Raw genomic sequence first — 13,862 nt, 5'->3', positions numbered from 1 at the left:
TGTAAGACTAATCAAATAAAAATACCATGGGACTATCTTCATTTTTTAAAAATTTATTTGGCTCAGCCAAAGAAACTGCCAGCGAATTAGCTGACAAAGCAGAAACTACTTTTGAACAAGCAAAAGAGACTGCAGCACCCTATCTTGAAAAAGCAGAAACATTTGCAGAAGAAACATTCGATAAAGCAAAAGAAACTGCAACTCCTTATCTTGAAAAAGCAGAAACTTTTGTAGAAGAAACATTTGAAAAAGTAAAAGAAACTGCTGCTCCAATTATAGATAAAGTAGAAGGTTTTGCTAACCAAGCCAAAGAAACTGTCACTGGGCATTCTGACAAAGCTGGTGATGCTTTAGGAAACGCAGCAGAATCCGTAAAAGAAAAAACTGTCGCAGCCACAGACAAAGTAGAAGAAATAGTACGTGAAACTAAAACAATCGCTACTGATGCTGCCGAAACCGTTTCTGAAAAAGCAAACGAATTAGCAAATGACGGTGATGCTGACACTATCGAAACTCCTAAAAAAACTATAAATAAAACAGACGAAGACGCAGATTAATTTATAAGAAAATAATTTATTTGTATTTTTGCACTTCAAACTTAACCTTCTCTTTTGGGAAGGTTTTTTATTATATAAAAAATGAACTTAAATCCAAATCAGTTAACTGATTATGCCAATACATTTATCACTGTATTGATTGATTATTCGCCAAAAGTTATTTCTGCCTTTGTCATTTTATTTGTTGGCCTTTACGCCATTCGACTTATCAATAGATTCATCAGAAAATTAATGATAAAAAGGGACTTAGATCCTACCCTAACAAAATTCCTTGCCGATATTTTACTTTGGGTATTAAGAATATTATTGTTTGTAACTTTCCTCGAAAAATTAGGAGTAGGAATCACCTCTTTTGTTGCCATTCTTGGTGCCATGGGACTTGCGGTGGGTTTATCACTTCAAGGTTCTTTATCGAATTTTGCAGGCGGTATGCTGATTATTCTCTTTAAGCCTTTTAAGGTAAATGACACCATTGAAGCACAAGGAGTGACCGGAACTGTCAGCGAAATTCAAATATTTGTAACCAAATTAATTACGGCTAATAACCAGACTATTTTTGTACCCAATGGATCTTTATCAAATGGAAACATTATCAATTATTCTTTACAAAAAATCAGAAGAGCCGATTTGACCATTGCCATTTCCTATGATACGGATATTAAAAAAGTGAAAGAAATAATTACTGCCATTTTAAAAAATAATCCAAAAGTACTTCAAACTCCTGTTGCCGAAGTTTCTGTAAAAAACTTAACCGACAATGCTATTCAACTTGCGGTGAGACCGTGGGCAAATAATGAAGATTATGGTAACGTTTTCTCTGAAACTTTAGAAAGCTGTAAACAAGCATTTGACACTGCCGGAATTGTCATTCAACCTTATGTAAGAGAATCATCCCAAGATAATTCTTAATCTAAAGATATTACTTCTTTGAAGTCGTAATCATAAAGTCTTTCAAATAATACGGTTCAAAATAAGCGACATCTACAGTGTCGCTTTTTTTAAATTTATCAAAACTTATCGCACTCATTTCTTTGGCAGAAGGATATACAATTTCGTCAAGAAAAACATAGTTTTCTTTGGTCAAAACTGACTTGCATTTTTCGGCACAATCCCCAACAAAATAAAGTGTTTCCTTCAAATCCTCAAAGGAATTTTCAGTGATTATTTCGGCAAGAACTTCTCTTTTTCGTTCCAAATTTGGAGCAAAAACAGCGCTATACACTTCCATTCTTCGGGCATCAATCATGGGAATGATTAATCCGCTGGAAATGGTTACCTGTGACGCCAAAGCTTGTAAAGTATCTACCGCAATTAATGGAATATCCAGTGCATAACACAGTCCTTTAGCAGCCGAAACTCCTATTCGCAATCCGGTATAGGAACCTGGACCTTGACTCACGGCAATGGCAGATAAATCATTAAGCGTAATTCCTGCTTCTTTTATAATTTCCTCAATAAAAACATGCAATCGTTCTGCATGAGAATAACCTTCCTCGGCAATTTCTTTGCATAAAATTGTTTTACCGTCTTTTGCAAGAGCAACTGAACAGTTTTTCGTAGCGGTTTCGATGTTGAGAATGTATTCCAATTTTATTTAGGCTTTTAGATTTAGGATATGAATCATAAAATCATAATTATTTTATTTCCATTTTTCCCAAACTTGTCATTCCGACGAAGGAGGAATCACATAATGAGATTCCTCCTTCGTCGGAATGACAAGTTTGGGTGATTTACTTTATGATAAAATATAATCACAATACAAATCTCGTTATAAAACTTGGAATTTGAGATTTGTTTTATGGAATTTTAAAAAAAAATTACTTCTTCTCTTTATCCTTATCCGTTTTTAACGTTACCTTATCCCCAGAATTTAAGTCCTTTGAAACGGTAGTATAAGGTCCGGTTATAACAACATCTCCTTTTTTAAGACCTGTTAAAACCTCAATATTTGTATCGTCTTGAATTCCGGTCTTGATAATTCTAATTTTAGCTTTATCGCCTACTTTTACAAATACGCATTCAAATTTCTTGTCACTTTTAGGTGCAGCTCCTTTTTGTTCTTCATTAGGATCTTCCACTTTAATTTCTTTTACAGCTGTCGTATCTGATTTCACCACTACTGAACTAATTGGCACAGACAATACATTCGTTTTTGTTTCTGTAATGATATCAACAGTTGCAGTCATTCCAGGTCTAAAAGGAGAATATGTATCCGGTTTTCCCTCTAATAAATCTTGATACGATTCTTTAAGAATTCTCACTTTAACTTTAAAATTAGTCACCTGATCTGCTGTCAAAGCTGAACTGGCCGAATTAGAAATACTAGTTACAACACCCTTAAATTGTTTTTTTAGATAAGCATCAACTTCAACATTCGCTTCATCTCCCACTTTAATTTTTACAATATCATTTTCATTGACATCGACTTCAACCTCCATATTATTTAAGTTGGCTACTCTCAAAATTTCCGTTCCAGTCATTTGTTGCGTTCCCAAAACGCGTTCCCCTAATTCTACGTTTAACATCGAAATAGTTCCATCCGCAGGTGCATAGATTGTAGTACGTCCTAAATTGTCTTTGGCTTCATTTACAGTTGCCGAGGCACTTTGAACATTAAAATAAGCGGTTTGCTTAGCTGCTTTAGCCACCTCATAAGACGCAACTGCTTTATCCCAATCTGACTTTGAAATAATTCCTTTTTCGAATAATGTTTTATTTCTATCGTAACTTGATTTAGATTCCTTGAACGAAGCATCTGCCTGACTCAAATTTGCTCTGGTTCCTGATAAATTGGAAACCGAACGATTGTAACCTGAAGTATACAAATCTGGATTTATTTTAACCAATAAATCTCCTTTCTTTACAACTTGTCCTTCTTTTACGTTTAAAGAAATAATCTCTCCTGATACCTCAGATGAAATTTTAACCTCAATTTCTGGTTGAATTTTCCCTGTAGCCGAAACCGTTTCAACAATAGTCACAGGATTAACTTGGGCGATTTCAACTTCAGTTCCCTTGTCCTTATTTCCGATAGCTCCTGATTTTGAAAGCGCTATCAAAGCAGCAATGATTACTACTGCTCCACCTATTAGGATATAAATTGTTTTCTTTGACATGATAAATTAGTTTTTGATAAGAGGGATTCCAAAATAGAATTCCAATATTTTAATTTTAAAAATATAATCGTATTTTGTTCTAAGAACATCTGATTGTGCATTAGTAAGTAAGGTTTGTGACTGATTGAAATCAAAAGAATTCATCAAACCAACCGCGTATTTTTCTTTGGCATAATCATACGCTCCTTGTCTGGACTCAAGTGCCACAACCGAAGATTCATACGCATTCAAAGCGCCTTTAGCATCTGCAAATGCAGTGAAAACATTTCTTTGCAAATCTAAATCTTGTTGCTCTACAGCAATTTTTGATCTTTCTAAACTTACTTTAGAACGCTCTACATTGTTTCTGGCTGAAAATCCATTAAAGATAGGAATCGATAACTGAGCCCCAAAAGAATGTCCTTTGTTATCACTAAATTGATCAAAGAAAGGCAAAGCTTTTCCTAATACGGGAGAAAAATTATTTTGTAAAACATTTTGATTTGTACCTTCCACATACCCAACTACAGATGTAGGATTTGAAGTATTTGGTTGAAAACCCACAACTCTGTCACTATACCCAACTCTAGAACTAAAACTATAAAAACCTTGCAAAGTAGGTTGAAAAGCTCCTTTGGCAATTGCTACATTTTTTTGGGCAATCTCCAAATTAGTTCTGGCAATTTTCAATTCTGTTCTGCCTTCTTTGGCTTTATCATAAATGGCCGCCGGAGATTGTGCCATAATATTATTTTCATCTTTAACATCGGTATCATCAACAACATCAAAATTTTCAAAGTCTTTCAACTGTAATAATTGAGCCAAACTTAATTTTGAAATTAATAATGCATTTTCAGCAGTAATAACATTTTGATTGTTTGATGCCACAGTAGCTTTTATGTCCAATAAATCCCCACGCGGAATAGATCCTGCTTTCACTAATTCTTCCGAGCGTGCATATTGCTTTTCATTAATTCCCAATTGTTCTTTTTGCACTTTTAAGTTTTCTTTGTTAAAAAGCACCTGTAAAAAAGCATTAGCAACATTCAATGCTACATCTTCCTGCATTTTCAACAATTGATATTTGGCCGCTATTATTGAAAGATTGGCTTTGCGTAGCGTATTTTGATTTTGTAATCCTTTGTAAATATCTACTCCAACATTGGCACCTGCGGAGGTAAACTGTGTGGTTTGATTTTGTAAAAGCCCCGTTGTAATATCCTGATTCAACCCAATATTCCAGGAATGAGAAGCACTGGCATTCAGTGACGGAAGGAAATTCCCAATCGCCCCTTTTTTATCAATGTTTGCCGTTTTAGAATCTAATTCGGATTGTTTGATTGAGATGTTATTTTGTATGGCATATTTTACGCATTCTTCCAGAGTCCATTTTTTGGATTGTCCCTGAACGGACAAACCAAACAGCACGATAAAAACAAAACTGATACAACTATTTTTTTTCATATATTTTGAATGAAAGTGTAGCAAAGGTACTACACATATTTAACATTTTTTTAAAAACTAAAATTCTTTTTTGAGTGTATTTTTAAGGTTTCATTTCTTCGTTTTTCAGCCCTTGATTCCATACTTTAATTTTATCCGAAGCTTTAATTCCGCTTTTTATTTCGACATAAATCCCATCACTGACCCCCAAGACTAAATCTTTTCTTGTGAATTTCTGTACGCCGGTTTCAACCTCTACATAGGGTTTTTGTGTTTTTTTATCAAATTGAATCAAAGATTCTTTTATCGCTAAAACTTTATCCGCTTTTTCTAAAATAATCGAGGCATTTGCACTTAAACCTGCTCTGATAAAAGTATCGTCTCTATTCGTCAAAGATGCTTTTATTTCGAATTGAATTGCTCCATTTTCTGTTTTACCTTTAGGGGCAATATATTGTAGAACGGCATCGAACTTTTTGTTTTCAATAGCGCCAACAGTAATTTCGATTGGTAATTTTTCTTTTATTTTACCTACTTCTGATTCGTCAATTTTTCCAACGAAAATCATACGCCCAACATCGGCAACACTTGCTATTGTTGTTCCTTCATTGAAATTATTACTTTCAATTACTTGGTTTCCTACTTTTACGGGAACATCCAGCACCATTCCATTTACCGTGGAACGAATCAAAGTATTGGCATAACTTCCCAGTCCTGAAGTTGTTCCTGTTTTCACAATGTCATATCCTTGTTTAGATGCGCTATAATTCTGTTTCGCTTGCTTATACGCTAATTGTGCCGCATCAAAATCATTGGCAGAAATAACGCCTTTATCAAACAACGTTTTTTGTCTTAAAAACACTTTCTCTTGATTATCCAAAGCAATTTTGGATGTTTGAACCTGGTTTTGAGAATTACTCAAATTAGATACATTGGCAACAACTTTAATTTTTGCAATTAAATCACCAGCTTTTATATTCTCCCCAGCTTTAATGTAAACAGCTTCAATAATACCTGAAATATTAGGTTTGATAAGCACCTCTTCATCTGGAACAATATTACCGGTTGCAATCGTATTCTTCACAATCGTTTTTATTTCTGCCTTATCGGTTTCAAAAACAACTGGAGATTCCTGATTCTTGGCATACAAATAATACAAGGCACCGGAGAACACTAGTGCGATTGTAATTAAAATAGTTACGGTTAATCCTTTTTTCATTTTGCTTATTGTTTAATCGATTATATAATTTTTGATTGATATTTTATTCTGTTCTTAATGCGTCTACCGGTTTTACGTTTATGGCAGTTTGAGCCGGAATTAATCCTGCAAATAAGCCGGAACCAATGAGTATGACTAAAGCAATAAAAACAACTGTCAAATCCACACTTGGATTGGCGAACATCATTCCTTCACTTGGCATAGACTCTAAAACCATATTGATAACAGCTAATAATCCTGTGGCCAATGCAATCCCAAACATTCCTGCGATAATTGTCAGAAAAATAGCTTCTGATAATATTTGAGAACGAATCGCACCCGGCGTTGCTCCTAATGCTCTTCGAATTCCTATTTCCTTTGTGCGTTCTTTGACAACAATCAGCATGATATTAGAAATCCCAATTACTCCGGAAAGCAATACCAATGTTCCTACAAAATAAGCGATGAATTTTAAAATAAAAAACAAGCCTTGTATTTTGCTAAACTCCTGAAACAAATCAAAATTCCCAATCGCTCTGTCATCCTGAGGATGTATCGAATGTCTGGATTTCATGAAGTCTAAAATTTTAGGCTTTAACTCTGTAATTGATGCATCATCATTAGCTGTAAGTGCCATCCACCCTACTGTGTCTCCATAATTAAAGGCTTGCTGAAAAGTCGTAAATGGCATAAAAATATTTTTTTGAGCGGATTCAGCATCTCCATTATTTCTAGATTTTGAGTTATAAACACCCACAACCATAAAATTAACTCCATTTACCTTGATATAAGTTCCAATAACCTCTTCTGCTTTTTCATACATTTCGCTTATGACACCTTGACCAATAACCGCAACTTTACGCTTCAATACAATATCTTGCTGATTCACAAAACGTCCTTTTATGATATCCATTGATTCTTGCTTAATCAATTCCGGGTAATCTCCATAAATAGTATAAGCTGCCGTTTTTGTTCCTCTGACTACATTATTTGCTCCTTCATAACCACCCAATTGATTTCTGGGCGAAACGTATAATAAATCCGGAAAATTCTCTTTCAAAGCAGTAACATCGGCGTTTTTAAAATCGAATTGTCTGGTTGCAGGCAATCCTTTGAACGGTTTCGAAGTAGTTTGTGACCACATAAACATGGTATTGGTTGCAATTCCGTCAAAACCTTTTTTAACGCCATTTTCCAATCCATTTCCTGCGGCGAGTAATATTACCAAAATAAATATTCCCCAAAAAACACCAAACGCCGTAAGAATCGTCCTGAATGTATTAGCCGTTAAAGCCTCTAAAATTTCGTTCCATTTATCTCTGTCAAACATAATTATTCGTCTCTAAGTGCTACAATGGGTTTTATTTTGGCGGCTCTGTATGCCGGGAAAAATCCAGCTAAAGCACCAGCAACAACTAATAATATCAAGGTGGTCAAAGCAATACTAAAATCAACTTCGGGATTCAGAAAATAATCACTTGATACTTGCGGACCTACTAATTCCAGCAACAACAAACTTGATAAAAGCCCTATAAACCCTGCAATTGTCGTAATAAAAATGGATTCATGCAAAATCATTCCGATGATAGAAATAGGAGATGCACCAAGTGCTTTTCTAATACCAATTTCTTTAGTTCTTTCTTTTACAATAATCAACATAATATTACTTACCCCAACGACTCCAGCTATTATGGTACAAATTCCAACCCACCAAAAAAACAATCGGATATACAGATTTAAATCATAAAATTGTTTTGCATTTTTTATGGAATTATTAATTCCTATGGCACTTTCATCATCAGGTGCAATTGTATTTTTACTTTTTAACAATTGATCTAATTCCTTTGTAAACTTATTTGATTGCGCTAAAGCTTCTTCATAAGTAGCCTTTTTTGTCAGTGTAAAAGACAAATTGCTAATTCTGTCCCCAATCCCAAAAGCTTTTTGTGTCGTCGTTATTGGCAGATACACTCTGGATTCTTCTCTTTCTCCAGCTGGATCGGTAAAAACACCAACCACTTTAAAATTGATATTGTTAATTACAATTTGCTCTCCAATAGGATTCTTGTCTTTAAATAAATCCAATTTTACTTTTTGTCCAATGGCTGCCACTTTTTCACTGCTTACTAAATCATTGTTATTAATGAATCTTCCATTAACGATTGTTGCATTTTCAATGGCTTGATAATCTGGATAAACACCTCTATATTGATAATTCCCCGTTTCTTTACCATAAACAATTACACCATTCCAAAAACTGTAGGTAGCTGCTTTTTTATCTAATAAATCTCCGAATTTTTGCACTGAAATATCATAATCGCTGTTGCGAAATTGAATTTGTCTTCCAGGATTCAATCCTTTGTATTCTTTGGCTGTAGTTCCTGTCCAAATTTCAATTATACCATCAGCATCACGTTCAAACTGTTTTTCAATCCCGTTTTGAAGTCCTTTGCCCACACCCAAAAGAATAACTAATATGAAAATCCCAGAAGCCACAGAAATTCCCGTGAGAAAAGTTCTCAGTTTGTTCTTGGCAATTGCCTCAAAAATTTCCTGCCAGCGTTCTACATTAAACATAAGCGGATGCTCTTACTTGTTCTACTAATTTATCATCGATGATTAAGCCATCTTTATAAGAAGAAGCTCTAACTTGTGCCACTAATTTATCATCAATGATCAAACCGTCTTTTAAAACCACATTTCTTTTGCACATGGCAGCAATATCAGGCTCGTGCGTTACAATCAAAATGGTTTTTCCTTCGTCATTAATTCCTTGTATCAACTCCATAACCTCATAAGATGTTTTGGTATCCAAAGCTCCTGTAGGCTCATCGGCCAATAATACTTTGGGATTTGACGCCAATGCTCTTGCAATGGCAACACGTTGTTTTTGTCCACCGGAAAGTTCATTTGGTAAGTGATGTGAATGTGAAGACAAACCTACTTTCTCCAAAAAGTTCATCGCAATTTCATTGCGTTCTTTCCTTTTTATACCTTGATAATACAATGGCATTGCCACATTATCCAAAGCACTTTTATAATTAATCAAATTGAAAGATTGAAAAACAAAACCTAAAAATTTGTTGCGATATCTTGAAGCGATAGTCTCATTGAGATTTTTTATTGGCACACTATCCAAAATATAATTCCCAGAATCAGCTTCATCAAGTATTCCAAGAATATTAAGCAGTGTAGATTTTCCTGAACCGGAAGACCCCATAATAGCCACTAATTCCCCTTCTTTAATGTTGAAATTAATTCCTTTTAACACATGTAATTCGGAACTCCCCATTTTATAGGATTTATGTAAATCTTTAATTTCAATCATAATTATGTTAATTTTAAAACAATATTAATTCTTCTCTAAAAGAAATTGTAATAAGAAAACGTTAATACCTTTATCAGGAATTTAATCATAAGACTTAATTGTTGTGAAAATGTTACACATTAATCCTAAAAAAGAATTGTTTTGCTAATTTTGCCCCATCAAACTAAAATAAAATGCATAAATATTTTTCAACCCTACTTATAATTCTGTCTATCGTACTGATTACAAGCTGCTCTACAACCAGTAAAATAGCTACTTTAAAACCAGAACCGGACGATGCCACTCCTTTAGTTTACGAAAACACTCCTTCCTTCATCAATTTACCCATCAGTGTAAAACTGAAGGATATCGAAAACCAAACAAATTCACTCCTAAATGGCTTGATCTATGAAGACAACACTATTGAAGATGATGACATTGAAATGAAGATTTGGAAATTAGCACCAATCACAATCAAAAATGACAACGGTGCCAATGGCCAAAAAATCAGAACGGTTTTACCTTTGAAAGCTATTGTAAAATACAGGATTGGAACAAAGAAAATGGGAGTTGAATTATACAACACTAAAGAATTTAATCTTGATGGCGTGGTCACTTTGCTCAGTGATGTAGGTTTGACCAATTGGAAAATGAATACCAAAACGGAACTAAAATCATTGGATTGGAATGAGAGTCCTACGATGACTGTTTTTGGAAAAAATGTGCCTGTAACCTATCTTATCAATCCGGGAATAAAGCTTTTCAAATCAAAAATTGAAAAGAAAATTGATGATGCTATTGCAAAGTCAATGGATTTCAAACCAAATGTTTTGGCTGCATTAGAGAAAATTTGTATTCCTTTTCAAATGAGTGATACTTATGAAAGTTGGCTTCGAATTGTTCCTATTGAAATTTATTCTACCAATGCCAAACTCAAAAATGACACTTTTGTACTGGAAATGGGAATGAAATGCAACATGGAAACATTAATAGGAAAGCAACCCGAATCTAAATTTAATGCCAGCAAAATTGTTTTAAAACCTGTCTCCAAAATACCTCAGGAAATTACCGCAAACATTGTCGCTGTTTCTACCTATCTGGAAGCATCAAAACTAATGACTAAGAATTTTTCCGGGCAAGAATTTGGTTCAGGATCCAAGAAAGTAAAAGTTCAGAATGTTGCTATTTGGCACAAAAATGGGAAAATGATAATCGCTTTAGATGTATTGGGATCTGTAAACGGAACCATTTATTTAGCCGGTTTTCCGCAATATAACGACAAAACCAAAGAAGTATATTTTGACCAATTGGATTATGCTTTAGACACAAAAAATAAATTAATGCGAACTGCTAATTGGTTAGCGCAAGGATTAATTTTAAGAAAAATAGAACAAAGTTGTCGCTACTCCATAAAACCAAATCTCGAAGAAGGTCAAAAAAGCATGATGACTTATTTAAAAAACTACTCTCCTATGCAAGGTGTTTTTGTAAACGGAAAAATGGAGGAGATTCAATTTCAAAAAATTCAATTGACAAATCAAGCTATTATTGCCTTTATAAAAGTAAAAGGAACAGTGAATGTGTCCGTAGATGGATTAAAATAAAAGTCCTCACCCCAGCCCTACCCAAAGGGAAGGGAGGCATTCTGATAAAATGGAATTTGGAGATTTTTTTGAAATTTTCAACCCTTAGGATTTCTTCTTTTTCATTCGGTAAATGGCATAACCAATTCCTGCGACAAGCAGATATGGAATTACCATTAAATAAACGATTCCGTCATTTACCGCTGCTGCTTTTGTTGTATTACCTTCACTGGTCAATGCGGCGCGACACATGGCGCATTGCGCATTTGCAGATTGTGAAAATAAACAAAGGGCAATAAGCAATAGACTATAGTTAAAAATACTTTTTGACCTTTTTGCCAATTGCCAATTGTTAATTATTTTTCTACTATACATAATATGGTGAAATCATTAAATAAACAACTACTCCGGTAACGGCAACATACAACCAAATTGGAAAAGTAATTTTTGCGATTTTTTTATGGGTATCAAATTTTTGCGACAATGCTCTAACATACGTTATTAAAACCATTGGAATAATAGCAATCGATAAAACAATATGCGTAATTAATATAAAGAAATAAACGTATCGAATTGTTCCTTCACCACCAAATTTTGTTGAATCAGAAGTCATATGATACGCAACATACATGACAAGAAAAGCAACAGACAAAGCAATCGCCGAAGTCATCAATCTTTCATGAAGTTTTCTTTTACCATTTTTAATAGCTATAACTGCACCGATTAAAACTATCGCCGTGATTCCGTTGGTAGTAGCATAGATTGGCGGCAAAAAAGAAAGTGGCTCAACATTATATCCAAAATCTTTTAGTTTTACTCCAAAAAGTATGGCAACCACAACTGGTATTAAAATTGAAACTGCAATGATGAGCTTGCTGAATTTTTGTTCTAACGAAATGTTTTCCATTATTATTCTTCTAATAAAATATTAATATCTTGTTGAATGTTTCTTACCCCTTTTTTATCTAAACCATCGTAATATAAAATTGGATTTCCAAAATCATCGTTTCTACAACGGATATTTCCGTTTTTATCAATCAAGGCAAACAATCCTGAATGCTCGAAACCACCTGCAACTTTTTTGTTTTCACCCGCATAAAGATTAAACCCTTTATTGGCTAAATTAAAAATATAGGCTTTGTCTCCGGTTAAAAAATTCCAATTAGAGGATTTTACTCCCAAAAGATTTGCGTGCTCTTTTAACACCTTTGGAGTGTCATGTTCTGGATCAATAGTAATAGAGACAATTCCAAAATTAGGATTACCGAAAAAACTCTTTTCTAAAACTAACATACTTTCATTCATTTTTGGACAAATGGTAGGACAGGTAGTAAAGAAAAATTCCAAGACATACACTTTCCCTTTGTAGGTTTCATTATTAATCTTCTTATTGTCTTGATTTACTAATTCGAATTTTGGCGCAGGTCCTATTTTAATTAATTGTCCTTCTTCTGCAATTGCCGGATTAACACTGTCCAGTCTATCCCCTTGAACCACTTTATCGTTTTTAATTCTCTCTACAATTTTTGGAACAGCGTAAATGCCGAAAATCAAAATAATAAAAGAGATACCTATATATGATTTATTTTTAAACATAAAACATTAAATTTTTCTGGTGGCGTTATTGTTCTTTTTAAGAGCCGCACGATATTCGTAAAGAATGACTTTAAAATCATCCAGCATTTCGTTACTCAACTCCGCTGGATGAAATGTACTATATCCCTCTTTAGTATCTTTCACTAGTTTTCTGCCTCGAAGATTTCGTTTTTTATCAATGATGTAGACTTTTGGCGTACCGGAATTCTCATCTAATTTCTCCACCAATTTTAATTGAGCATAATAGGTATTAATATCTTCCGTTGATGCAAATACAAAGCGCCACTGGGCAACATCAGTAAAAGCACCCAAAGCATCGACCACTTTTTTAGCATCTTTTTCAGTTCCAGTTGGACAAATCATCACAAATTGAACATCTTTGAACTCATGATACCTTTGATAAATTTTTTGATTTAAATTGAAAAGATTCCCTCTGTTTTTTAAAAGTTCAGTACCCATAAAACCGAGAATCGTTACTTTGCCATTCAAACTAACTTTTTGACCATCTAAAGATTGCCAATTACCTAAATCAGCGGTATTAGGAGTTATTGTTGGTAATTTAGTAAACCCGTTCACACCCGAAGCAAAAAAAAGGTAGGCAACTATAGGCAAAATAAAAAGAACGAAAAGGACAATATTTTTTTTCATTGTAATAATACTATTAAAGTACAAAAATAAAAAAAGGTACGCAATGCGTACCCTTTTATTGAATTAATATCTTGTTAAAAATTCCATTTAATGGTAGAATTCTTAAAAACCTCATAAATATAATCCCCTTCTGTCAAAAGAATGAAGAGTAAATATAATATCAGAAAAATTACTGGAAAAACAACTGCACTTCTTAAAGAACTTTTTTCACCTTCCATGTGCATAAATGCATATACAATGTAATAGGCTTTAAAAATCGTAAGAGCATAGAATATCCAATTAAGCAAATTCATACTTAAAAAATCATTCATGAAAAGAAAATCCGGTTTCAAAATACCCAAATAAACTTCTACTACTGTAACGGCAGATAATATTCCGAAAACTTTCCAGATTCTACCTATGTTAGATACGTGTTCGTGTGACATGATAATTACT

At 33.8% G+C, this 13,862-nt stretch carries 15 protein-coding genes; 3 read left to right on the top strand and 12 right to left on the bottom strand.

The features are described 5' to 3' along the window. The first annotated feature begins 26 nt into the window (after window positions 1–26). The gene (locus E0I26_RS02995; RefSeq protein WP_205728766.1) at window positions 27–557 is read left to right on the top strand and encodes a YtxH domain-containing protein; all 531 of its coding nucleotides are present in this window, start codon (window positions 27–29) and stop codon (window positions 555–557) included. 81 nt (window positions 558–638) lie between these two features. Next, entirely contained in the window at window positions 639–1,466 is an 828-nt protein-coding gene (locus E0I26_RS02990) for a mechanosensitive ion channel family protein (RefSeq protein WP_131915001.1), read from the top strand. A gap of 10 nt (window positions 1,467–1,476) precedes the next feature. Here E0I26_RS02990 and tsaB read toward each other — a convergent pair whose 3' ends face one another. The 7 genes from tsaB to E0I26_RS02955 all read right to left on the bottom strand — a co-directional run bounded on the left by tsaB (window position 1,477) and on the right by E0I26_RS02955 (window position 9,621). Beyond that, window positions 1,477–2,145: a tRNA (adenosine(37)-N6)-threonylcarbamoyltransferase complex dimerization subunit type 1 TsaB gene (tsaB, locus tag E0I26_RS02985; protein WP_131915000.1), complete on the bottom strand. Its 669-nt coding sequence runs from the start codon at window positions 2,143–2,145 to the stop codon at window positions 1,477–1,479. Between the two features lie 229 nt (window positions 2,146–2,374). Next, entirely contained in the window at window positions 2,375–3,673 is a 1,299-nt protein-coding gene (locus E0I26_RS02980) for an efflux RND transporter periplasmic adaptor subunit (protein ID WP_131914999.1), read from the bottom strand. Window positions 3,674–3,679: 6 nt separating this feature from the next. Further along, entirely contained in the window at window positions 3,680–5,116 is a 1,437-nt protein-coding gene (locus tag E0I26_RS02975; RefSeq protein ID WP_131914998.1) for a TolC family protein, read from the bottom strand. An 82-nt stretch (window positions 5,117–5,198) separates the two neighbouring features. Then, window positions 5,199–6,314 carry an efflux RND transporter periplasmic adaptor subunit gene (locus tag E0I26_RS02970; RefSeq protein ID WP_131914997.1) on the bottom strand — a complete coding sequence of 372 codons (1,116 nt, stop codon included), beginning with the start codon at window positions 6,312–6,314 and terminating at the stop codon, window positions 5,199–5,201. Window positions 6,315–6,357: 43 nt separating this feature from the next. Next, window positions 6,358–7,623, bottom strand: a complete 1,266-nt coding sequence (locus E0I26_RS02965; protein ID WP_131914996.1) for an ABC transporter permease — start codon at window positions 7,621–7,623, stop codon at window positions 6,358–6,360. A gap of 2 nt (window positions 7,624–7,625) precedes the next feature. Beyond that, window positions 7,626–8,870: an ABC transporter permease gene (locus E0I26_RS02960; RefSeq protein WP_131914995.1), complete on the bottom strand. Its 1,245-nt coding sequence runs from the start codon at window positions 8,868–8,870 to the stop codon at window positions 7,626–7,628. Continuing rightward, entirely contained in the window at window positions 8,863–9,621 is a 759-nt protein-coding gene (locus E0I26_RS02955) for an ABC transporter ATP-binding protein (RefSeq protein WP_235831705.1), read from the bottom strand. The genes E0I26_RS02960 and E0I26_RS02955 overlap by 8 nt, the downstream gene beginning before the upstream one ends. 173 nt (window positions 9,622–9,794) lie before the next feature. On the opposite strand from E0I26_RS02955, the gene E0I26_RS02950 reads away from it, so the two are divergent. Next, window positions 9,795–11,204: a DUF4403 family protein gene (locus tag E0I26_RS02950; protein ID WP_131914994.1), complete on the top strand. Its 1,410-nt coding sequence runs from the start codon at window positions 9,795–9,797 to the stop codon at window positions 11,202–11,204. A gap of 84 nt (window positions 11,205–11,288) precedes the next feature. On the opposite strand, the gene E0I26_RS02945 is transcribed toward E0I26_RS02950, so the two are convergent. The 5 genes from E0I26_RS02945 to E0I26_RS02925 form a co-directional block, all read right to left on the bottom strand. After that, the gene (locus E0I26_RS02945) at window positions 11,289–11,525 is read right to left on the bottom strand and encodes a hypothetical protein (protein ID WP_235831704.1); all 237 of its coding nucleotides are present in this window, start codon (window positions 11,523–11,525) and stop codon (window positions 11,289–11,291) included. Between the two features lie 25 nt (window positions 11,526–11,550). Then, window positions 11,551–12,090 carry a DUF420 domain-containing protein gene (locus E0I26_RS02940; protein ID WP_131914993.1) on the bottom strand — a complete coding sequence of 180 codons (540 nt, stop codon included), beginning with the start codon at window positions 12,088–12,090 and terminating at the stop codon, window positions 11,551–11,553. 2 nt (window positions 12,091–12,092) lie between these two features. Then, the gene (locus E0I26_RS02935) at window positions 12,093–12,779 is read right to left on the bottom strand and encodes an SCO family protein (protein ID WP_131914992.1); all 687 of its coding nucleotides are present in this window, start codon (window positions 12,777–12,779) and stop codon (window positions 12,093–12,095) included. A gap of 6 nt (window positions 12,780–12,785) precedes the next feature. Continuing rightward, the gene (locus tag E0I26_RS02930; protein WP_131914991.1) at window positions 12,786–13,427 is read right to left on the bottom strand and encodes a hypothetical protein; all 642 of its coding nucleotides are present in this window, start codon (window positions 13,425–13,427) and stop codon (window positions 12,786–12,788) included. Between the two features lie 74 nt (window positions 13,428–13,501). Then, window positions 13,502–13,852, bottom strand: coding sequence for a cytochrome C oxidase subunit IV family protein (locus E0I26_RS02925; protein WP_131914990.1), 351 nt, complete (start codon window positions 13,850–13,852; stop codon window positions 13,502–13,504). Between the last annotated feature and the right edge of the window lie 10 nt (window positions 13,853–13,862).

The organism is Flavobacterium rhamnosiphilum (assembly GCF_004349195.1).
GTDB classification, from domain to species: Bacteria; Bacteroidota; Bacteroidia; order Flavobacteriales; family Flavobacteriaceae; genus Flavobacterium; species Flavobacterium rhamnosiphilum.
The sequence above is the reverse complement of the archived record's forward strand: the minus strand, read 5'-3'. Positions and strand labels throughout refer to the sequence as shown.

Coding starts and splice junctions, on each gene's coding strand:
- E0I26_RS02995 (WP_205728766.1), top strand. CDS start 27: ATGGGACTATCTTCATTTTTTAAAAATTTATTTGGCTCAGCCAAAGAA.
- E0I26_RS02990 (WP_131915001.1), top strand. CDS start 639: ATGAACTTAAATCCAAATCAGTTAACTGATTATGCCAATACATTTATC.
- E0I26_RS02980 (WP_131914999.1), bottom strand. CDS start 3,673: ATGTCAAAGAAAACAATTTATATCCTAATAGGTGGAGCAGTAGTAATC.
- E0I26_RS02975 (WP_131914998.1), bottom strand. CDS start 5,116: ATGAAAAAAAATAGTTGTATCAGTTTTGTTTTTATCGTGCTGTTTGGT.
- E0I26_RS02970 (WP_131914997.1), bottom strand. CDS start 6,314: ATGAAAAAAGGATTAACCGTAACTATTTTAATTACAATCGCACTAGTG.
- E0I26_RS02965 (WP_131914996.1), bottom strand. CDS start 7,623: ATGTTTGACAGAGATAAATGGAACGAAATTTTAGAGGCTTTAACGGCT.
- E0I26_RS02960 (WP_131914995.1), bottom strand. CDS start 8,870: ATGTTTAATGTAGAACGCTGGCAGGAAATTTTTGAGGCAATTGCCAAG.
- E0I26_RS02955 (WP_235831705.1), bottom strand. CDS start 9,621: ATGATTGAAATTAAAGATTTACATAAATCCTATAAAATGGGGAGTTCC.
- E0I26_RS02950 (WP_131914994.1), top strand. CDS start 9,795: ATGCATAAATATTTTTCAACCCTACTTATAATTCTGTCTATCGTACTG.
- E0I26_RS02940 (WP_131914993.1), bottom strand. CDS start 12,090: ATGGAAAACATTTCGTTAGAACAAAAATTCAGCAAGCTCATCATTGCA.
- E0I26_RS02935 (WP_131914992.1), bottom strand. CDS start 12,779: ATGTTTAAAAATAAATCATATATAGGTATCTCTTTTATTATTTTGATT.
- E0I26_RS02930 (WP_131914991.1), bottom strand. CDS start 13,427: ATGAAAAAAAATATTGTCCTTTTCGTTCTTTTTATTTTGCCTATAGTT.
- E0I26_RS02925 (WP_131914990.1), bottom strand. CDS start 13,852: ATGTCACACGAACACGTATCTAACATAGGTAGAATCTGGAAAGTTTTC.